The organism is Paenibacillus sp. FSL R5-0749, assembly GCF_038595085.1.
Classification (GTDB): Bacteria; Bacillota; Bacilli; order Paenibacillales; family Paenibacillaceae; genus Paenibacillus.
On sequence record NZ_CP152005.1, the window covers coordinates 4,608,464 to 4,627,889 of the forward strand.

The following is a 19,426-nucleotide window of genomic DNA, read 5'->3' on the forward strand; positions in this document are numbered from 1 at the left end:
CCCTTAAATTTTTGACGCGCCTAGCACGATCAACCCAAATATTCACTTCCTTATATCCCTTTTGTACACATACCTGCCCCAGACCACCAATGTTGCACATAACAAGACAGCACAGTAGGCCCAGACAAATAACATGGCAAGCCCTAACCCGATGTTGGCATCCAGGCGTTCATCAAAGATCTCTGTGAATAGCGAAAAACCAAGCGGCACAGCGCCAACAATGAGAAGTCCAATGGACCATCCACCCCAGCGTCGTAAACAGGACCCCGCACGAGTACTGGAAAGTTTGCGAATCCCTTGAGTCAGAAGCCACCAGATCAGAATAAATAATAGACAGGTTATAAGAATTTTCAACATATCGTTCATCTGCATCTCGTTCGCCTCCTACGCTATACATAATGATGAGTATATTAGCCAAGTAAAGTTTGAGACTTGATGATTATTACCCGTTTCCATGTCCCCTGATCACAGATGATCACAGGCAGACACAATTCAGCACCCCAGACCTACATCCTATTCACATCACAGAAAAAAATGCCATCGTCCTGACTCCTTCCAAGTCATGAACGATGGCATTACATCTCATTTTAGCATTGTTAAATCTACATCGAACAGGTTACGCGCCAAACTGCGCATAGTGAAGGCGGCTGTAGACCCCACCTGCTGCGAGTAATTCTTCATGACGTCCTTGCTCCGTAATGCCTTGTTCGGCTACTACAATAATGCGGTCCGCATTTTTGATCGTTGCTAGCCTGTGAGCGATGACCAGTGTAGTCCGGCCTTCGGACAGCTCAGCCAGCGATTGCTGAATGGCTGCTTCCGTTTCTGTATCCAGCGCGGATGTGGCTTCGTCCAGAATTAGAATCGGTGGGTTTTTCAGGAACATGCGGGCAATGGACAAACGCTGTTTCTGTCCACCGGACAACTTCACGCCGCGTTCACCAATCAACGTATCCAACCCTTCCGGCATCGATTGAATCAAAGACTCCATCTGTGCTCGTCTGGCAGCCATCCAGATTTCTTCTTCGGATGCATCCAGCTTACCGTAGGCTATGTTCTCCCGGATGGTTCCATCGAAGAGGAATACGTCCTGTTGTACAATTCCGATATGACTACGCAAGGAATCCAGCGTCATATTCTGAATCTCCTGCCCATCAATCGTGATGCGACCTTCCAGCACATCATAGAATCGCGGCAGCAGACTGCACAACGTTGTTTTACCCGCCCCGGATGGACCGACAAGAGCGACCGTTTCGCCAGCTTGCACGCTCAGATCGATACCTTTGAGCACAGGCTCCTGATCCGAATAACCAAAGGTCACTTGCTCATAACGAATATCTCCACGTAAATGGGATACCGATATAGCCCCTGGACGATCTTCCACATCCGGTTCCATATCAAGCAGCTCTGTATATCGTTTGAAGCCTGCAATCCCCTTCGGATACGTCTCAATAACCGAGTTGATCTTCTGAATGGGTGTCAGGAACACATTGGACAACATGATAAATGCAATGAACTGACCGTAAGTCATGCTGCCGTTAATGACAAACCATGTTCCGCATACCAGAACAAAGAGGGATACCAGCTTCATCAGCATGTAACTGACAGAGGAGTTCCAGGCCATGATTTTGTATGCAATCAGTTTGGTTTGACGGAAACGACCGTTGTTTACTGCAAATTGTGCTTTTTCATGCTCTTCATTGGCAAAAGCCTGAACAACACGGATACCTGTAATATTGTTCTCTACACGAGCGTTGAAGTCGGCAATATCTCCGAACATTCGGCTGAATGCCTTGGACATCTTGCTGCCAAAGTAGAGCGAGAGATAAATAATCAGTGGCACGATGATAAAGGTTAACACCGCCAAATTTCCGTTAATGCTCATCATGATGCTGAATGCACCGATCAGTGTCATCACCGCGATAAATACATCCTCTGGACCATGATGGGCAATCTCACCGATATCCATCAGATCGTTAGTCATGCGGGACACGAGGTGTCCTGTTTTCGTATTATCGAAGAAACGGAACGATAACTTCTGCACATGATTAAACAGACTTTTACGCATATCCGTCTCGATGTTAATCCCCAGCTTGTGTCCCCAATAGGTAACTACGAAGTTCAGAAAGGAATTCAGGAAGTAGATGCCGAGCAATGCCAGACACGCCCATAGAATCCAGTCCCAGCGTCCTCCTGGCAGCAGATCATCAACTACCCGGTTGACCGCCAGTGGAAAAGCCAGTTCAAGCAGCGCGACCAGAATCGCACAGCTAAAGTCAAGAATAAAGAGCTTTTTGTAAGGCCTGTAATAGGCAAAGAAACGGCGAAGCATGGACTCAAGTCCTCCTTATGCAATCACACAACAATGATTACGTTCTATTTCGTCTTGCTTAAGAGATACAGGAAGTATGGCGCACCAATAATGGCAACCAGGATACCCGCAGGAATCTCAGAAGGCTGCAGGATGACACGACCCAAGGTATCTGCAACCAGTACGAGCAATGAACCGATCAGGGCCGATGCAGGTAACAGGAATTGATGTTTTGGACCCACCAGACGACGCGCCAAATGCGGCCCGATCAACCCCACAAAACCGATTCCCCCACTCACAGATACACATGAGCCGGCAAGACCTACAGCAGCGGCAAGCAAAATAAGTCGCTCACGCTCAACCGGGGTCCCGAGTCCGCTGGCAGTCTGGTCACCCAGATTCAGCACATTCAATACACGTGCCTTATACAGAACAAGCGGTACAAGAATGATAAGAAACGGTAGTAGAGCCGTTACAAACTTCCAGTTTGAACCCCAGATGCTGCCTGCCATCCAGGTTGCTACAAATTGATACTTTTCCGGACTAAGCCGTAAGGTAAGCACGATCATGGCAGAACTGATTCCCGCCGCTACCCCGATTCCCGTAAGCAACATACGCGTAGGCAGGATGCCCTCTCCTTTTTTGTAAGAGAGAACGTAGATCAGAAATGCAGCAAAACCGGAACCGATCAGGGCCAGAATAGGCAAAAGAAATACCGGCGCTGCTGTTGTTGTCGGGAAAAAGGAAACAAATAACATAACGACCAGACCTGCACCTGCATTAATCCCGAGGATCCCCGGATCTGCCAGTGCATTCCGAGATACCCCCTGCAAAATACTACCTGATAACGCAAGTCCTGCTCCGACCAGCACCGAAATCACAATACGTGGCAAACGGAATTCAAACAGGATCAATTCCTGTTTCGCCGTGCCTCCACCAAACAGGGTACGCATCACTTCAAGCGGCGACAGCTTGGTAAAACCCGTATTCATGCTCACTACAAAAGCCGTAATAATTAATAGGGCAAGTACAATGAGAACAATCGTACTTTTGGTTCTCTTCTTGCGCTCTGCTCCAACTATTGTTGAGGATTCCATCTTTACAGAGTCCTCCTTTCTTTACGTGCCAGATATAGGAAGAATGGTACCCCGATGAGGGCAACCAATGCGCCAATTGGTGTCTCGTACGGCGGGTTAATCATACGTGCAGCCAGATCCGCAAATACGAGCAGCAAACTACCCATCACAGCGGAACATGGGATAATCCAGCGATAATCGACTCCAACCAGCTTCCGCGTAAGATGGGGAATAATGAGTCCTACAAAACCAACCGCACCCACCACCGACACAGCCGTACCCGCAAGTATCAGTACAACAATCAGACCTATGAGCTTGATCAGCCCCGTACGTTGCCCCAAGCCCACCGCAATATCTTCTCCGAGACTAAGCAGAGTAATAGAACGGGAGATGAGAAGACCTGCGATTAGTGCCGCGAGTACCCATGGGAACATGATTTCAAGTTGAGACCATTTCGTTCCGGCTACACCACCGGCTGTCCAGAATGCCAGATCTTGTCCAATTCTGAAATACAATGCAATCCCTTCACTGAGTGCCGACAACATCGCTGATACTGCTGCACCTGCAAGCACAAGGCGTAGTGGTGTTAGACCCGATTTGGAAGCTGCACCAAAACCATACACCAACAGGACACCAAGCCCTGCCCCAAGGAAGGAATACATAATGATGTACATAAATGGCAATCCCGGGAAGAAAGCAAAACAAACTGCAAGCGCAAATCCAGCTCCCGCATTTAGCCCAAGCAGACCTGAATCGGCCAGCGGGTTACGAGTCATGCCCTGCATGATTGCACCAGCCACAGCGAAACATGCACCCACCATGGCTCCTCCAAGAATACGTGGTAACCGAATCTCCCATATGATCTGGTGAGGGGTCAACTCCGGATTGAAATCAAAGATGGCTTTCCAGACTACACTAAGCTTAATATCAGCAGCGCCAAAAGAAATGGACAACGCCATACCCAGAGCGAGTAGCAAAATTCCCCCTGTAAGAATAAGTGTGGCTGCCCACGGACGAGTGTGAATCTTCGCTGTGGGTGAATCCGGATTATGTTTTTCTGGTGAAGCTTGTGAACTCATACGCGCCCACCCTCGTTATGAGTGGAGCTCTTCAAACCTATGTACATAACAATCACCTCTCTATAAATACCAAACTTTAATGATATTGATTCTCATTCCCATAGACCATTGTAAGTGAATCTATAGGCTCTGGCAATGGACAAATAGGACATGTTTAATGCATATATGAAGATTTGCACACAATTTTACACGCAAAAAGGCCATGCAGGAGCCAAAAAGCTCGAACACAGCCTTGTCATTACATATGTAGAACAGATAAAAAAACAGGCTCGTTTAACGGGCTGGTACCTTAATTAAGGAGGCCAGGACATCCGGAGCATCGGTAATAATTCCTTGCACACCCATGTCAATCATGGCCTGCATCTCGGCAGGATCATTCACTGTAAATGGATAGGTAACAATGCCATGGGCCAGTGCAGCAGAAACATCTTGTTGTGTGACTGCCAGCTTGTAGGGATGAAGGCCGGAAGCTTCGAGTTTGGCTGCATAATCATAGGGACGGTACAACTTTTCCATATATAGAAGTGCTGTACGGATCTCCGGGGCAAGACGTTTACATCTCACGAGCGAAGCATGATTGAAACTGGACAGCACGACCTGTTGCTCCAGATTCCAGTCCCGGATCGCCTGTATAACCTTCTCTTCCATCCCCTTATAACTCACAATACCATTTTTCAATTCCAGATTAAGCAGCGTTCCTTTCCCCTGTACGAGCTTGAATAACTCCTCCAGCGAAGGAATACGCTCCCCGGCAAAATCGGCATGGAACCAGGATCCGGCATCCCGGGTGCGCAATTGATCGTAAGTTGTATCCTTAACCCAGCCTTCTGCGCCGCCTGTTCGGCTTAATGTCTCATCATGAATCAGTACCAGTCTGCCATCACTCGTCATCTGCACATCGGTTTCAATCCCTGTTGCTCCAAGCTCCAGACTCCGTTCAAAAGCACTCATCGTGTTCTCCGGGCATACGGCAGATGCACCGCGATGGGCAATTATCTCCACGTTCCTCATTCCAGCGCCTCCTGTGTTCAAGCTTCACTCTATGATCATCACTATAAACACAGTTTGTTAGACCTGTATTAACGGAGCGTATAATGGGTTGCCTGCTTCGCTAACACTAGCGGCCAAGTTGATTATCTAACGGGCTTGGGATTCACTCATTTTTGCGAACTCAATCTGAAAATCGACATAACATAGTATGAACGATGGAAGCACCGAACTCCGCTATAAGGAGGTTGACTATTGAATCCCTCAAAGAAAAAATCGATACCTACGCGTGCTCACACATCCCAGTTACAGTCGGCTTCCAGGCTTTCCAGATCATCTGTCCATATCAAAAACAAATCCGGCAAGACGGCTAATCAGCGTTCTTTTAACTCCACTTCATCAAGCACACTGGATCAGCTGGCTATTGTTGCAGCAATACTATCCTTAATTGCAGCTGCCATCGGGCTATATATCGCCTGGAAATCGTTAAGTGTTCCGGATCAAACTGCTGTGGTAGTGTAGACTGCTTGTTGCGCAGCTATTGGCTCAGGAGGCTTTCTCCTGCTTCTGAACTTATTCAGGGGCAGGTTTTTGCTTTTTCAATTACTCAACGTATTCTGGAAACGTCAAAAAACCGTTCCCCTGAAACGCCGGCATATACCGGCGTCTCTATGGAAAGGTCATTTTTATTCGGGCGCTGCCTCTGCAACGTCATTCCCGTCCCGGGATACTGACCGAATTACAGAATGAATGTGCGTGAGATAATAACCAACAGAATGAACAATACAAGAATTGCACCTGTCGATGTCCATGCTCCACCACCGAAGCCTCCGCAATACCCGTAACCTGTACCTTTGAGTTCGCTCATCAGTGACACTCCCCTCTTCATCAAAGTACACTATAGACTATGTCCGATAGCGCAACTTGCTTGGGCAGATCGAAAATTCTCCCGAGGAATGATTGGGTACAGGCATTCTTCTTATGCACTCATTTCCCGTTAAGTTGTGACCACTTCTGAGTCAACTCTGCAGGAATATAGGATGACATTTGCTTGATCAGTTCAGCCGGATCCGATTCCAGACTCCACAGACTGAGATGCGAGGTGTTAGAGAATCCCTCCTGTACACTATGTTCTACCATCTTCATCAGCGGTCCATAATATCCGTTGACATTCAATAAGCCAACAGGCTTACGATGAATGCCGATCTGTGCCCAGCACAGTACCTCGAATAGTTCTTCAAATGTACCCATACCTCCGGGAAGCGCAATGAAGCCATCGGATAATTCAGCCATCGTAGCCTTGCGTTCATGCATGGTTCCCACTTCAATCAGTTGTGTGAGCCCTCCATGAACAACCTCACCCCGGAATAATCCCGTAGGCATAACCCCGATTACTTCTCCCCCTTGCTCAAGAGCAGCATCGGCTACTGCACCCATCAGACCCATGCAAGAACCACCATAAACCAGCGCATACCCACTATTGGCAATCTGTTTGCCCAGTTGAACAGCCTTCTCTGTATAATCGGGGTGATTTCCCGGATTGGAGCCTGCAAAAACAGCTATACGTTTCAATGGATTTCACTCCTTCTCATGATCTATCTTAATAGTATACAACATGAATGTTATGGGTATGTACAACAGGTTAACAGAACCCATGGACAAAAAAATACCCGACCGTTTGCAGCCGGCCGGGCTCCCATTTCAGTACACATCAATTTAGAAGGGGTTGTTACTACCTAATATACAGAACAAACATTAAATCCGTATGATTTTTGCATGAAATGAGTATTAAATCTTCGTATATCTAACGTATGCCACGGCGTGAACGTACGACAAACATATGCTTGTCTTTACGAAGAACCCGACCATCTGCAAGTTCAACCTGATCCTCGTCATGACGCAGAATCGTCGTGCATAACGCTACAATTTTGGCCCGGCGCCAGATCATAACCTGTGACTTGAAATAGATTGCATTTTCGAACTGAATCGCCTTTTTCATCACATATCCAACCTTGTGCACTTCAGAACGTGCTTTCTTTAAGGGAAGACTCTCTTCGGGAAGAGGTCTGATCATTGCGATATTGTCAAACGACACCTTAATTCGTTTCGGTCCGATCCGCACACATTCCGCTTCTTCATCCCACTCGACCAGCGTTCCCTTCAATGGCTCCCGTATGCCTGTTGCACGATATACCGCTACTTTTCGTCCTATCCAATGTCGCAATGTTCTCACCTCCATCTGTCTAGTTTTCAGGTATCTTCCAATCGATCGGTTCAATACCTTTGGAGGTCAAGAATTCATTGGCTTTGGAAAAGGGACGACTGCCGAGGAATCCGCGATGCGCGGCCAGCGGACTGGGATGTGTAGACTCCAGTACCAGATGTTTGTCCCTGTTAATAAATGCACCTTTCTTCTGGGCATGACTGCCCCACAGCATAAAGACCATTGGCTCTGAACGTTCATTCAGCGCGCGAATGACAGCATCCGTAAACGTCTGCCAGCCCAATGCCTGATGCGAGTTCGGCTGACCTTCACGGACCGTGAGAACAGCATTTAATAACAGAACCCCCTGCTGAGCCCAGTGGACCAGAGATCCGTGATTCGGAATTGGCAGGCCCAGATCGGCCTGAAGTTCCTTGTATATATTTTTCAGAGAAGGAGGTACGCGTACCCCCGGTCTAACCGAAAAGCTTAATCCATGAGCCTGACCCGCACCGTGATAAGGGTCCTGACCAATAATAACGGCCTTAACCTGATGATATGGCGTCAGCTTCAGTGCGGAGAACAAGTCTTCTTTCGGCGGAAAGACCGTCTGCGTCTTGTACTCGGCGGCGAGGGTATAACGAATTTTGTTAAAATATTCGGCTTCCGTCTCTTCCTGTAGCACCTTGTCCCAATCGTTTCCAAACATATGTATAGGCTCCTTTCCCCTGATGAATGCAATTACGTGCAGCCCAACTACCGGGCTCTTCCTTCTGAGAGCCGCATGTCATGCAACTCATAGACTATCCACCATTTTAACATAACCGGGGACAGCAGACCAGAATCGTGCATCAGGGTATACGTTCACCTCAAATTAAACCTTGTTCTTGCTGCGTTCAGTATAATCATCCGAAAAAGTCACCTCGTTGTTGCAAGATGACTTTTTCGGATGACTTGATGACGTTACACTTGAACGGGCACCTCTTTAACTTCTTTTACAAGCACACTACTTATTCTCCGTAATCCTTCCTGAAGGACAGAACGCGGACAAGCCAGATTCAACCGAATACAGCCCTCACCATTCGCTACAAACATGTGACCATCTTCGAGCAATACACCCGCTTGCTCTGCGAAGAATAACGGTAAACTTACATTTTGGGGAGCATATGCCGAGATATCAATCCAGGCCAGATATGTGGCTTCCGGGATGTGAAAGACAGCCTGTGGCAGATGCTGCTTCACATACTCTTCCACGCAGGTGAAATTGGCGTCGAGATAACTTTTTAACTGTTTCAGCCATTCATCACCCGTTTCGTAAGCCGCTTGCGTAGCAGCGATGCTCAGTGGGTTTTTGAAACCATAATGGCGTGCCTGCCAGATGTCTCGAAGTGCCTTATTCGGAATGATGACGTTGGAGAACATCAGACCAGCCATGTTAAATGTTTTGCTCGGAGACATGCATGTAATGATTCGATCCGTATCCGGGAACAGCTTCGCAAGTGGCGTATGTCTTTTGCCAGTCCGCAGCAGATCACAGTGAATTTCATCCGAAATAATCCATACATTGTTCCTCAGACAGATCTCACCCACACGTTGTAACTCTTCCGTTGTCCAGACGCGTCCAGACGGATTATGGGGGTTGCAGAAAATACATACCCTTACCTTCTCATCCTTGGCCTTGGCTTCAAAATCCTCAAAATCAATCGAGTAACGCCCCTGCTCATTGTGCATATCTGAACATACCAGTTCAAGATCATTATGCTCCGCAGCTGACTTGAAGAAACCATAAGACGGGGTAACAATCAGTACTTTCTCATCCGATTGACAGATATACTCCACCAGTTCATACAAAGCGGGGATGATCCCGTTTGAGGTCTCCAAATGCTCCTTCGGGAAGGACCAGTCATAGTACCGTTTCATCCAATTCGAGACAGCTTCATAGTATGCCGGATCAAACACCTGGGAGTAACCCATAATTCTGCGGTCCAAACGTTCCTTCACTGCATCCAGAATCTCGGGAGGTGTGGCGAACTCCATATCTGCAATCCACATGCGAATGAATTCTTCGTCCTTAAATGGAAATGTCATATCTTCTGAAGCGTTAAAAATATATTGACGGAATCCATCCGTATTCATGGCATTTGTTCCTGTGCGATCTATAATCTCATCAAAGTCATATTTCATAGCTTCTGCTCCTCTGTCTGCTCAACTTTTCATTGTCGGTTCATGTCGTATGAGATCTATTATTCCATGACGTAGAAATTGCATCAAATGCAATACAATCTATCCTAACGAAACAAATAAAGTTTATTGTTTCCTCAGAATAGGTTTTTCGTCGAGAAAGTGATATATTTCTCATATAACATCATTTTTATGAATGACTTTCATCATTTTCACGTACTCTCAAGAAACATTGCATAAGGAGAACCGGTTATGAACAATATCAATCAGGAAGTTGGCAAGAAAATACGAAACTTTCGGAAGTGGCGGGGACTGACCATCCAACAGCTGGCGGATCAGATCTTTAAGAGCAAGGGCACCCTGTCCAAATATGAGAGCGGAGATATTACACTTGATCTGGTGACGTTACATCATATTGCGAACGCGCTCAACATTCAGGTGGAGCAACTCTTGTACCAAGAGCCCAGACACGCTTCTCCCTTGATGAATGCGGTTCCGTCCAGCTTTTTCAAGAACTCCACCCGTTTCTATTCCTACTTCTATGACGGGCGTAACAACAGTCTCATTCGTTGTGTCATTGACATGATGGCTCAATCGGATGCCAACCGTTATCGCACCGTGATGTATATGAATGTGAAGGATTTTGAGAACTATCAAGAATGCGAGAATATGTACTGGGGCCACACCGAGCATTATGATACACTCACCACGCTAATTTTGAAAAATCAGGCCACGCCGCTGGAGAATCTATATATTAATATTCTGGCATCTTTTCAGGAATCGGAGAAAAAGTGGGGACTGATGGCTGGTGTCTCCTTCAGACCTTTCATGCCAATCGCGCTCAAAATGTTATTCTCCAGAACCCCGCTGCCCGAGAATCAGGAGTTGTACAATGAATTGAAAATTTCAAAGGAAGATCTGCGGACACTGAAAATATACAACATGCTCGCTGTCACTTGAACAACACAGCGCGTCACCCATTCTCATTATGGGTCGGCGACAGTTGCTCCACATTCCTCCTCATTAAAAAAGGCACTTCTATAAGCTGTTGAAACCAGCTCATAAAAGTGCCTTTCGCTTTGATGCCTATTGGTTCGGGGATAAGCGAGACTAACGTTTAGTTTTTGATTAAATCCAACGTTTCGTCAAACATTTGCTTCTGTTCCTCAATCTTGTTCTCATTACCGATCACGCAGCGCTGTTGCTGTTCAAGAATGGCCGATAAGAGCGCAGCAAAACCGATAATGTCGCTTTCCTTCGTGCTTAATACTTCGTCCCGCTCCTGTTGCAGATCCGCTTCAGTCACATTCGACAGATAACACTCCAGAGAGAATGCCCCTTCGCCATAAGGGGTTCTCGGCGTATCCAGATCCTGGATCGCACCAATAATATAACGTGTCATTTCCCGCTCGTCTGCCCGGAAATCGGTTAAATATTGCGGTATCTCTTCATATACTTTGTACGTTTTAGCGAGGTTCGGATCACGATACGATGCAACGTAGCTGTCTCCGTTCCGTCTGAAGCCTGACATACAGCCATAAGCTCCGCCTTTGGCGCGGATATTGGTCCACAAGTAATCCAAGGACAGGATGCCCTGTAAGACCCGTAACGAACCCGTGTATTGATATCCTTTGTCGATATAATTGCCCGTTTGCACCACGTACTGCACCTCTGACGGGGAACGGAATCCTTCCTTATGAGTAGCAGGTAGGAACGTAAACTCTTCCTTGCCAACCTCATGTGTGAACAGCTTCGCTTTCAGATCGGATACCTGTTGCTCCAGTCCTTCATATCCCTGCTCATCGGCAGTGTAACTAACAAGCAAGTTCTCCGGTCTGAAAATATACCCCGTCAACTCTTGCAGCTTGGAAGATAACTCTTCTTTTCTAGCCTCAAAGTTCGCTTGAATATCCTCCAACCACTGGTAAAAGGCAATGCCACTTACCGCTTCTCTGAAATCCGCAACCGCTGAATGTTTGGACGAAGACCGTCCAATTCCCGCAGAGTGTCCGCTGTTGATCAGATTACGTTGCAGATTACCTTTCATCTGAGAGATGATCTCATATAATCGCTTCGAATTATCGAATCGGGATGTGAACACAATTTCCTGGATCATGTCAAAGGCAAATCCAAGCTTGTCATATAACACTTTTGCGTTGAACTCATAGGTGGCTTTGAATTCATTGTGCTTATGCGCGTTGGCATACGATCCAATCCCGCTATGAATACCGCCCGAATGGATATGAATCTCATTGGACAATTCATTGAAGGAGTAGTTTTGAGTATCCACGTAACCCAGTACATTTTTCAGCAATCCTGCATACGGCAGCAGATGACGTGGCACTTCTTTGATATCGAACAGCAGTCTCAGATAACCAATCCCGTTCGTGTAGAGGTTATGATGCAGAATGGTTGTGCCGTCGACCTGATTCACCGTTTGATGCAACGTAGAAGCTTTGGGATCAATATCTTCAATCGATAACGTCGGAATAACCTGCTGCTGCTCTTTGGTTGAAGGTGTATTCTGATATTCGGCGAGTGCTTCCGTTTTCTGAATCAGTGTCTGAACTTCTTCCTCGCTAAGTCCGGCCTGAATGGTTTTCAGCCGTGCTTTCAGCGCTTCTTCTTTGCGTGAATTCAACCCTTTGTCCGGTGTCAGGGCTACGAAGGAAGTATGTGTGTTTTGCAATAAATACTTCTCAATCAGCTGCTCAAAGTAACCTTCGTTCATTTTTGTCCGCAGCTCAGCAAATACGTCATTAGCCTCCAGATGGGTGAAAGGTGCCTCATCATCGTACAGCCAGCTTTGCAAGGAAGAGAATCCGTAGATCAGGCCCTTCGGCATTCTGCCATAGTCTGCTTCTCTGTGATTGAACTCATACGAGTTAATGCCTGCAAGGAGCGCCTTAGGATCGAAGCCTTCTTTCACCACACGCTCAAGCACTTCTTGGACCGTTCCCAGGAAATCCTCTTTGCTCTCCAGATTGCTCTTCTTCAGTCCCACCGTGAACACAGGCTGATACAGGCTGTCATCATACGAACCATAGACGTCCTTGGCAATTCCTTTATCCAGCAAAGCCTGTTTCAATACCGCTCCCGGGGCGTTCAGCAAGGCGTATAACAAAATCTGGAACGAAATGTTCAGTTCCTTGTCCAGACTTGTGCCAATCACCGCATTATAGGTCAAAAAGCTGTTATCCACTTCGGATTCCGTACTTCCCGCAGAGTAAGTCTTAACTGTGTCTACCCGTTCTGCAAAGGCAGGTTGAAGTTGAATGGCCGAATCAATCTCGATTCGATCATATGCACTCAGATAGTTCTCATCAAGCCATTGCAACTTCTCTTCCATATCCATATCCCCGTAGAGATAGATGTAACTGTTGGAAGGATGATAGTATCTCGTGTGGAAATCCAGCAGCCCCTGATAGGTAAGATCCAGAATAGCTTCCGGGAATCCGCCAGACTCGGAGGAATATGTGGTATCCGGGAAAAGGGAGTTCAGCACTTCTCTGCGCACCATACGTTCCGGTGAAGAAAAGGCACCCTTCATCTCGTTATATACAACTCCGTTGTAAGTTAACTCATCATCAGCCGAGGTCAGATTGTAATTCCAACCTTCCTGCAAAAATATCTTTTCATTCTCATAAATATTCGTATTCAATACCGCGTCCAGATAAATATCCATCAGATTATGGAAGTCATGATCATTACGACTCGCGATCGGGTAGATCGTCTTATCGGGATACGTCATGGCGTTAAGGAATGTATTCAAAGAACCTTTCAGCAACTCAACAAAAGAATCCTTGGCCGGAAATTTCTTGGACCCACAGAGCACGGAGTGTTCGAGGATATGGGCTACCCCTGTATCATCTTCCGGGGGTGTGCGGAAACCGATACTGAATACTTTGTTGTCGTCCTGATTGGACAAAAGTACGATTTTGGCTCCGGATTTCTGGTGCTCCAACAGATACGCATCCGATTTCAGTTCTTCAATTCTGCGCTCCTGTAACACCTTGTATGGCTTAAGCTGTTTCAACATAAACTTGAGTCCTCCGTCCATAAGATTGTTTTATTGGTTTTGTGACTCTACATAAGTTCAAATATGGTTATTTACACAGGCACTCCGATGACAGAACAACCTTCCGTCCTCTCCGTTATCGTGTAAATGTGTAGTTGAACTTATATCGTTCAGCAAGGTAAAGGTAATATATGCCTATGGATAGTATACACCATTGTTCCGTCTCTTCATAAAAGTCAGATAAATGTACCTTCTGATATGTATTATGCAGTGTTTATGTTTATGAACCTCATGGTGAAGTGGTCTGTTGTCGCACACATTCATATTAAAGAACAAAAAAAAAGATCGCATTCAGCTTGGTTAAGAAGACTCCGGCATCACATTTATGGATTAGTCAGAAACAATCGCTTGCACTTCAATTCCATTTCCAAAACCAAAAAGGAACAACCACTAAATGCGACTTACGTCAAAGACGGACCGAATCGGGGAGTAACTCCTCCCCTTTCCTTAATTCACATCACATTCTAGTCTAAAACTGATGGCAAAAAAGAATTTAGCGTACTACATGGCCCTCGCATAAAAGGACGAGAGCGGTGACTATTTCTTCGCAACTGTTGCGGAATTAGTTGGATGCCAAAGCAACGAAGATACTTTTGCTGAAGCATACGAGAGTGTTCGAGAAGCTATGGAGGGTTATTTGGCAGGAAGCTGGAGTACGGCGACGTCATCCCTGAACCGATCGGAGAGGACGAGTACAGCAGGAAATTTAACCTGCGTGTTCCTAAGAGCCTGCATCGGCAGTTGGTGGAACGTGTGCTGCGGAAAGTGTTTCCTTAAATCAGTATTGCCTGTATAAATTGAGCAGATAAACAAAAGAGCCCTGCTGACCTATAAAGGTTAACAGGGCTTGTTTGATTGTTTAGCCGGCTATATCTGTGCGCATTGACTGTACACCAGAATCTTCAGGACGCATCATATGGACAGTTAGTTTACTTAGGAATAAATAATAGCCCAGTTTGTTCAGTGAAGAGAATTTCTGAATTTTCCCTGCCGTCATTCCACCTTCAATAAGCTTTCTTGAATATGAATTAACTAGACTTAAATCTACTATGTAGTCATCTAAATCAGCATCTGGAATATACAGCAAACGATAATTTAGATTATTTTTCATTGCATGTATATCACCTGTAATTTTAGATAAGGGTACCAGTGGAGCAAATAGAATAGAGTCATCATTCTCAGCATCACATGTGTTTGAAATCAGCATCCCCTTCGTAGACAAAGTTGATTGCTCACCTTTTTCATTAAATCTCACAAAGGGGATATTTCCAATAATATCCCCTTGAGAGAGGAATTCAAATGGCTGAGCCAAGCAAAACTTTGTGTGACGCCCTAAAGTCTCAAACTGACGAATTGAACGCTTTACTTCTTCCCTAGTGTACGGAGAGATTGAGGGAAACAGTTCTTCTACAAATTTCACAAAATCTGTTAGCATAAATCAAAGAAGTTTCTACCAGTTGGCACAAATAACTCATCTAGTGCTTTCTCGTAGTTCTCCGCTTCTTCTTTTGTAAAGTCCCTCATTTCAGGAAACAGCTCTTGGGCCTCCGTTACCCAACTTTTGTTCTTGAATGAAATCACATCAGGCGTCCCTGTTTTTTCTTCAAAGCTGAATTTACCAATGTTATTCTCCATAGGGCTGAATGATGAGCTTGTTGAAGCAATACCGGACATTGAAGTCAAAGTAGTCAGTATTACAGCAGCAGATTTAAGGGCGAAAGATGAACTACTATTCATTACACTCATCATAATTCAATCACACCTTCCGTAATCATTTTTGGTAGCTTATCCTTTACAATACGTTCCATTATATTGTAAATCGCATCAAGTGTGTCTGCCTCAGTTCGATAAGCGTTATCTCTGTTGAAAAGATATCTGTCGTTAATATCAATAGATACTCCCAGTAAGTTAGACTTTTCAACTATAGACACCATTTCTTGCGGATTCATTCCAATTCCCTCAAAGAATCTGATATTTCTGAAAACAAGATTGACGTAATACCGATCTTCTAATACATAGGCCAATTTGTATTCAATATCAAAAGGCTCAGTATTGGATCGGTAATTAAGAAATTTGTCCTTAATTACATCAACCGCAAGCTCACTATCAATAGGAACAATACCTTCAATAGTCAAGCCAGAGAACAGTGCCCCATCTACTAAATATGGGCTCATTGTATCGTTCAAAAGATCTGCTCTCTTCTTCAGATAGTTCAAACACTTTTCAGGATCTGTGTTAAACGCTTCATCGAATTGCACATTAACTTGAGCATTGCTTAGTGATATTTCTATTTGGGAATGCCCATTTATAGAACTTGCACTAAGCCTCGTCAACATTTCAGGAGCATTGTCAGGAAGAGCTATAACGTTCATTGCAGAGTAGTAAGCTTGTAAATTCTCTTCAATATCGAAGGCTCTTTTCCTTAAATTATCAATCCTAGGGAAAATGGTATTAAATCTGCCAGTTTGAATTAACATTTCAAGTTCTCCAGTCCTATTGTCTTTGACACAAGTATAAACAATCGAACTAGGGATTACAATTAAAACTATTCCTTTTTTATCCACTTTTCATCTTTTTAAAACACCTCCCTCCTGTTTCTTTAATTATTGTACTCCCCTTCTTTGATTAACTTCGTTTACTTAAGGCTTGTATTTCGGCTTATTTGTGGCTGATTTTGGGACGAACAGAGACTTAAAAAAGAAAAGGGGCCCCGCCAGCGTATGCCAGTCGAGCCCCATTTACCGATTCTTTCAGATTTTAATATATACCACCTCAGTTACCCTTTTTGAGCAATATAGCGTAACATCCTACTAATCACAGCCCCAAGCCTCTCCCGCGTAACAGTTGCACCTGGACGCGTGCCTTCAAGAATCCTTTATCCGTTACCTCAGCCCACGCCGCTACTTCCCATTTGCTTGGTACGTTAATGTTTCGCTCCTGAGTCACTGGCTTGTCCTCCTTCGTTTTGGCCAGCCCCAGATATGTAGCAATCCCTTGGACATGACCATCAATGATTGCATCAATCACACTGACCTGCTTGAGACGATCGCCTCCGCGGCCACATCGACAAATAAGTTTTCCGTTAATAGGGCAGGTATCTTGGATTCACTGACCATGTGCAAGTTCTGCTCCTTGATGCCACGATCAATACCCCCGACCTCGTCTGTTATGGCCTTGTATAGACGTTTTGAAGCTTGATGCTGTTTTGGGATGCCAAAGTATATCGGCAGGACTTCCTTGCCCCCACCAGCGTTGCAATGGATGGATACAAGGATATCAGCTCCCGCAGCATTACTTTGCTTATCGCCTCCTTCTGTTCCAAGAATACGTCTTTGGCCTGGACAGCAGCACCTGTACATTCTCATAATAGGTTTCCAAACGTTCCTTAATGCTGAAATAAACCTTCAACGCAATATCCTTTTCTTGAATATCGTTTGATAATGTCCTTGGGTCTTTGCCACCATGTCCTGCATTGATCCATACTTTAAACATCTGTACCAGCTCCCTTTTTTGTCTGCTACACCAAATGAATTACCGTACACAGCCACAACGCCTACCTGGATGCCCTGTAACACTCTCTCCACTCTTAGACTAAGCATCCGGATAAAAAATACAATAGCTACAACTGAAACGTATAAATGATGGTCCAATCCTGTACCTTGGGCGTTTTCTTGAGAATGTACACGATCACCCAGCAGGCTGCCAATACGATAAGTAGCCTACTACCATGAATCAATCCTTGAATAATGTCCCATTCAACACTACATCCCCCCCTAACTTAATTCCGGTCCATACAGCCGCTACAATCAGTGCTGTTATGCCAGTTAATACCGCAGCATAAACGGTACGTTGTAGCCATTTTTGATCCTCGTCACGCTTATTTAAACGTGTCAACACATCGGCCACATTGCGCTTGGCTTCATGAGCTACATCGGTTGTCTTCTTCAATTTGCTTCAAGTTTAACGAGTCTCAGACCCGTTTGCTGCACTGTCTGCAACGCTTCTTTGGAAATCTCTCTGACCTCCGCTAAGCCTGGAGCCAAGCCGCAAGCGGCTTCAACGCTTCCTCGATCCGCGCCAGTTGAACCTTCAAATCGACAATCGTATTCACATCCTGCGCCCGCATGTCCTTCACACCTCCTGGTATGGCTTCCATATGCCAATCCACCGTCTCTATCTGAATATAGAAAAGCCCTCTGACCACTCCAGAGGGCATAGGTATTTTCCACCTCAACGTCTACAATCTCTTGGCCTCTTTTAGGGCTCCGATAACTCCGGAAAATTATTTTTGTATTCAGAAAAAGAGGACATCACCACACCTAACTTCTTGGCAATATCCTCCTGAATCATTCCATCACGAGCCCAGGCTTCGATCAGCAGGAGTTTGGGTTCTACGGGGGTCTGATATTTACTTTTCCGTCCTCCTGCCATCTAAGTCAGCTCCTTTATCTATTTGACTAAAAGAAATTTCAGTTAAAGTGTTTATTAACAATACTAGCTGTCTTATAGGATCATTAACTTGAACCTAAAAACAATATCACTTCGTATAACATTGTAATAAAACAAAAAGGAGATGATTCAGTGTCATCATTTATATTTTTCGGGCCACCCATCATAATTTTCCTTATTTTCACACTAATTGATCTCTCGAACTTTAAATGGGTTCATCTAAAATTACGAAGGCCCTCTAAAAAATTCGTTAAAGGAATTCCTTTAACACATGAAGAATACAAATTGTCCAAAATAAACTCTGATTTTTTCAAGTATTATCATCAGTACGAACTAGAATCATTACGAAACTTCGAAAAAGAAATATTGTTAAAAAGTCCTAGGTATATGGAAAACAACCAACTTTCTAGTTATTTCATTTCCTTGGTAACTGTTTTCAGCCTAGTTATTGCTGCATTCGCAACGATCTCAAGCATAATAAATTCCGATCAAACAATATATCTAGTTATTTTTACAGGTATCCTCGTTGTCACACTTGCTGCCTATTTTATGGCAGATCTAACAACTAAAACTTATAACGCTAATTTAATGGATCGTCATTTAATCGTAATTCGAATAGTTATCCATGAAAAAGAAAAAGAATTACAGCTCGAAGAATTAAGAAAAAAAGAAAGCAAAAAAATTCGTGAATCTAGACTACGGAAAAATATTAAAAGCACCCCGAAGGATGCTTAAAAGTTCAACCCTAATATTTTATTCACATGATCAGCATGCTCTGCTTGTTCTTTAGCATCTTCTTCAGTTTTCTGCTCTCTGGAGACAACTCTAAATGCCTTAACATTTTTTATGTTAATGTGTCGTCCAGCAAAGTTAAACCAGTCGGATTCAGTCAGCAGCTTAGCTAAGCTCTGCTCATCTTCCCAAACAAAATCTATGGTCTCTTGATCACCCGAAATAAACTCGAATTCAACCACCACTTCCATTTACACACCTCCTCCCGTCGATTCTTGTATCATTTCGACGGATAGAAGGATTCACCTCTTTTGGTGTCGAAAAAACTAG

25 protein-coding genes are annotated in these 19,426 nt (G+C 44.9%); 4 read left to right on the forward strand and 21 right to left on the reverse strand.

Going from position 1 to position 19,426, the window contains the following annotated elements:
* Positions 1-42 precede the first annotated feature (42 nt).
* From MKY85_RS20560 to MKY85_RS20580, 5 genes are all read right to left on the reverse strand, one after another.
* Positions 43-372, reverse strand: coding sequence for a hypothetical protein (locus MKY85_RS20560; RefSeq protein ID WP_339256370.1), 330 nt, complete (start codon positions 370-372; stop codon positions 43-45).
* 244 nt (positions 373-616) lie between these two features.
* Positions 617-2,332, reverse strand: coding sequence for an ABC transporter ATP-binding protein (locus tag MKY85_RS20565; protein ID WP_342570646.1), 1,716 nt, complete (start codon positions 2,330-2,332; stop codon positions 617-619).
* A gap of 44 nt (positions 2,333-2,376) precedes the next feature.
* The gene (locus MKY85_RS20570) at positions 2,377-3,408 is read right to left on the reverse strand and encodes an iron ABC transporter permease (RefSeq protein ID WP_339235805.1); all 1,032 of its coding nucleotides are present in this window, start codon (positions 3,406-3,408) and stop codon (positions 2,377-2,379) included.
* Between the two features lie 2 nt (positions 3,409-3,410).
* Positions 3,411-4,466, reverse strand: a complete 1,056-nt coding sequence (locus tag MKY85_RS20575; protein ID WP_339235807.1) for an iron ABC transporter permease — start codon at positions 4,464-4,466, stop codon at positions 3,411-3,413.
* Between the two features lie 273 nt (positions 4,467-4,739).
* Positions 4,740-5,477 carry a glycerophosphodiester phosphodiesterase gene (locus tag MKY85_RS20580; RefSeq protein WP_342570647.1) on the reverse strand — a complete coding sequence of 246 codons (738 nt, stop codon included), beginning with the start codon at positions 5,475-5,477 and terminating at the stop codon, positions 4,740-4,742.
* Between the two features lie 231 nt (positions 5,478-5,708).
* Between MKY85_RS20580 and MKY85_RS20585 the strand changes: the two genes are divergently transcribed.
* Positions 5,709-5,975, forward strand: a complete 267-nt coding sequence (locus tag MKY85_RS20585; protein ID WP_091014158.1) for a hypothetical protein — start codon at positions 5,709-5,711, stop codon at positions 5,973-5,975.
* Between the two features lie 217 nt (positions 5,976-6,192).
* Here the strand turns inward: MKY85_RS20585 and MKY85_RS20590 are convergent, their stop codons facing one another.
* From MKY85_RS20590 to MKY85_RS20610, 5 genes are all read right to left on the reverse strand, one after another.
* Entirely contained in the window at positions 6,193-6,321 is a 129-nt protein-coding gene (locus MKY85_RS20590; RefSeq protein WP_255319930.1) for a hypothetical protein, read from the reverse strand.
* Between the two features lie 119 nt (positions 6,322-6,440).
* Positions 6,441-7,025: a TIGR00730 family Rossman fold protein gene (locus tag MKY85_RS20595; protein ID WP_339256375.1), complete on the reverse strand. Its 585-nt coding sequence runs from the start codon at positions 7,023-7,025 to the stop codon at positions 6,441-6,443.
* Between the two features lie 232 nt (positions 7,026-7,257).
* Complete coding sequence (locus MKY85_RS20600) at positions 7,258-7,677, reverse strand: hypothetical protein (protein ID WP_315937091.1); 420 nt, start codon at positions 7,675-7,677, stop codon at positions 7,258-7,260.
* Between the two features lie 19 nt (positions 7,678-7,696).
* On the reverse strand, positions 7,697-8,365 hold the full coding sequence (gene ung / locus MKY85_RS20605; RefSeq protein WP_339235817.1) for a uracil-DNA glycosylase: 669 nt from the start codon (positions 8,363-8,365) through the stop codon (positions 7,697-7,699).
* A gap of 254 nt (positions 8,366-8,619) precedes the next feature.
* Positions 8,620-9,840 (reverse strand): MalY/PatB family protein, encoded by a 1,221-nt coding sequence (locus MKY85_RS20610; protein WP_342570648.1) that lies wholly within the window; start codon positions 9,838-9,840, stop codon positions 8,620-8,622.
* A 249-nt stretch (positions 9,841-10,089) separates the two neighbouring features.
* Between MKY85_RS20610 and MKY85_RS20615 the strand changes: the two genes are divergently transcribed.
* Positions 10,090-10,797 carry a helix-turn-helix transcriptional regulator gene (locus MKY85_RS20615; RefSeq protein WP_017687366.1) on the forward strand — a complete coding sequence of 236 codons (708 nt, stop codon included), beginning with the start codon at positions 10,090-10,092 and terminating at the stop codon, positions 10,795-10,797.
* Between the two features lie 157 nt (positions 10,798-10,954).
* On the opposite strand, the gene MKY85_RS20620 is transcribed toward MKY85_RS20615, so the two are convergent.
* Positions 10,955-13,876, reverse strand: a complete 2,922-nt coding sequence (locus tag MKY85_RS20620; RefSeq protein ID WP_342570649.1) for an insulinase family protein — start codon at positions 13,874-13,876, stop codon at positions 10,955-10,957.
* Positions 13,877-14,626: 750 nt separating this feature from the next.
* Between MKY85_RS20620 and MKY85_RS20625 the strand changes: the two genes are divergently transcribed.
* Positions 14,627-14,692 (forward strand): hypothetical protein, encoded by a 66-nt coding sequence (locus tag MKY85_RS20625; protein ID WP_342573440.1) that lies wholly within the window; start codon positions 14,627-14,629, stop codon positions 14,690-14,692.
* 82 nt (positions 14,693-14,774) lie between these two features.
* Here the strand turns inward: MKY85_RS20625 and MKY85_RS20630 are convergent, their stop codons facing one another.
* The 9 genes from MKY85_RS20630 to MKY85_RS20670 form a co-directional block, all read right to left on the reverse strand.
* Positions 14,775-15,335, reverse strand: coding sequence for a hypothetical protein (locus tag MKY85_RS20630; protein ID WP_342570650.1), 561 nt, complete (start codon positions 15,333-15,335; stop codon positions 14,775-14,777).
* 8 nt (positions 15,336-15,343) lie between these two features.
* Positions 15,344-15,664, reverse strand: coding sequence for a hypothetical protein (locus tag MKY85_RS20635; protein WP_342570651.1), 321 nt, complete (start codon positions 15,662-15,664; stop codon positions 15,344-15,346).
* Entirely contained in the window at positions 15,661-16,392 is a 732-nt protein-coding gene (locus MKY85_RS20640) for a hypothetical protein (protein ID WP_342570652.1), read from the reverse strand. Before MKY85_RS20640 ends, MKY85_RS20635 begins: the two co-directional genes overlap by 4 nt.
* Before the next feature lie 337 nt (positions 16,393-16,729).
* Complete coding sequence (locus MKY85_RS20645; RefSeq protein ID WP_342570653.1) at positions 16,730-16,942, reverse strand: hypothetical protein; 213 nt, start codon at positions 16,940-16,942, stop codon at positions 16,730-16,732.
* Positions 16,939-17,280: an N-acetylmuramoyl-L-alanine amidase gene (locus MKY85_RS20650; RefSeq protein WP_342570654.1), complete on the reverse strand. Its 342-nt coding sequence runs from the start codon at positions 17,278-17,280 to the stop codon at positions 16,939-16,941. Before MKY85_RS20650 ends, MKY85_RS20645 begins: the two co-directional genes overlap by 4 nt.
* Positions 17,216-17,407, reverse strand: coding sequence for an N-acetylmuramoyl-L-alanine amidase (locus tag MKY85_RS20655; RefSeq protein ID WP_342570655.1), 192 nt, complete (start codon positions 17,405-17,407; stop codon positions 17,216-17,218). The genes MKY85_RS20650 and MKY85_RS20655 overlap by 65 nt, the downstream gene beginning before the upstream one ends.
* A gap of 240 nt (positions 17,408-17,647) precedes the next feature.
* Positions 17,648-17,863, reverse strand: a complete 216-nt coding sequence (locus MKY85_RS20660; RefSeq protein ID WP_342570656.1) for a hypothetical protein — start codon at positions 17,861-17,863, stop codon at positions 17,648-17,650.
* Positions 17,864-17,942: 79 nt separating this feature from the next.
* A complete protein-coding gene (locus MKY85_RS20665) occupies positions 17,943-18,131 on the reverse strand; it encodes a hypothetical protein (RefSeq protein WP_342570657.1) in 189 nt (62 codons plus the stop codon).
* A gap of 41 nt (positions 18,132-18,172) precedes the next feature.
* Positions 18,173-18,346 carry a hypothetical protein gene (locus MKY85_RS20670; protein ID WP_342570658.1) on the reverse strand — a complete coding sequence of 58 codons (174 nt, stop codon included), beginning with the start codon at positions 18,344-18,346 and terminating at the stop codon, positions 18,173-18,175.
* A gap of 405 nt (positions 18,347-18,751) precedes the next feature.
* Between MKY85_RS20670 and MKY85_RS20675 the strand changes: the two genes are divergently transcribed.
* Positions 18,752-19,099 carry a hypothetical protein gene (locus tag MKY85_RS20675; protein ID WP_342570659.1) on the forward strand — a complete coding sequence of 116 codons (348 nt, stop codon included), beginning with the start codon at positions 18,752-18,754 and terminating at the stop codon, positions 19,097-19,099.
* Here the strand turns inward: MKY85_RS20675 and MKY85_RS20680 are convergent.
* A complete protein-coding gene (locus MKY85_RS20680) occupies positions 19,096-19,347 on the reverse strand; it encodes a hypothetical protein (RefSeq protein WP_342570660.1) in 252 nt (83 codons plus the stop codon). The two genes, MKY85_RS20675 and MKY85_RS20680, sit on opposite strands and share 4 nt — an antisense overlap.
* Positions 19,348-19,426 lie beyond the last annotated feature (79 nt).

Excerpts from the sequence above, each read along its gene's own strand:
- MKY85_RS20560 (WP_339256370.1), bottom strand. The coding sequence starts at position 372 with ATGCAGATGAACGATATGTTGAAAATTCTTATAACCTGTCTATTATTT.
- MKY85_RS20565 (WP_342570646.1), bottom strand. The coding sequence starts at position 2,332 with ATGCTTCGCCGTTTCTTTGCCTATTACAGGCCTTACAAAAAGCTCTTT.
- MKY85_RS20570 (WP_339235805.1), bottom strand. The coding sequence starts at position 3,408 with ATGGAATCCTCAACAATAGTTGGAGCAGAGCGCAAGAAGAGAACCAAA.
- MKY85_RS20575 (WP_339235807.1), bottom strand. The coding sequence starts at position 4,466 with ATGAGTTCACAAGCTTCACCAGAAAAACATAATCCGGATTCACCCACA.
- MKY85_RS20580 (WP_342570647.1), bottom strand. The coding sequence starts at position 5,477 with ATGAGGAACGTGGAGATAATTGCCCATCGCGGTGCATCTGCCGTATGC.
- MKY85_RS20590 (WP_255319930.1), bottom strand. The coding sequence starts at position 6,321 with ATGAGCGAACTCAAAGGTACAGGTTACGGGTATTGCGGAGGCTTCGGT.
- ung (WP_339235817.1), bottom strand. The coding sequence starts at position 8,365 with ATGTTTGGAAACGATTGGGACAAGGTGCTACAGGAAGAGACGGAAGCC.
- MKY85_RS20610 (WP_342570648.1), bottom strand. The coding sequence starts at position 9,840 with ATGAAATATGACTTTGATGAGATTATAGATCGCACAGGAACAAATGCC.
- MKY85_RS20615 (WP_017687366.1), top strand. The coding sequence starts at position 10,090 with ATGAACAATATCAATCAGGAAGTTGGCAAGAAAATACGAAACTTTCGG.
- MKY85_RS20620 (WP_342570649.1), bottom strand. The coding sequence starts at position 13,876 with ATGTTGAAACAGCTTAAGCCATACAAGGTGTTACAGGAGCGCAGAATT.
- MKY85_RS20635 (WP_342570651.1), bottom strand. The coding sequence starts at position 15,664 with ATGATGAGTGTAATGAATAGTAGTTCATCTTTCGCCCTTAAATCTGCT.
- MKY85_RS20640 (WP_342570652.1), bottom strand. The coding sequence starts at position 16,392 with ATGTTAATTCAAACTGGCAGATTTAATACCATTTTCCCTAGGATTGAT.
- MKY85_RS20650 (WP_342570654.1), bottom strand. The coding sequence starts at position 17,280 with ATGAGAATGTACAGGTGCTGCTGTCCAGGCCAAAGACGTATTCTTGGA.
- MKY85_RS20655 (WP_342570655.1), bottom strand. The coding sequence starts at position 17,407 with ATGTTTAAAGTATGGATCAATGCAGGACATGGTGGCAAAGACCCAAGG.
- MKY85_RS20665 (WP_342570657.1), bottom strand. The coding sequence starts at position 18,131 with ATGCCCTCTGGAGTGGTCAGAGGGCTTTTCTATATTCAGATAGAGACG.
- MKY85_RS20670 (WP_342570658.1), bottom strand. The coding sequence starts at position 18,346 with ATGGCAGGAGGACGGAAAAGTAAATATCAGACCCCCGTAGAACCCAAA.
- MKY85_RS20675 (WP_342570659.1), top strand. The coding sequence starts at position 18,752 with ATGGAAAACAACCAACTTTCTAGTTATTTCATTTCCTTGGTAACTGTT.
- MKY85_RS20680 (WP_342570660.1), bottom strand. The coding sequence starts at position 19,347 with ATGGAAGTGGTGGTTGAATTCGAGTTTATTTCGGGTGATCAAGAGACC.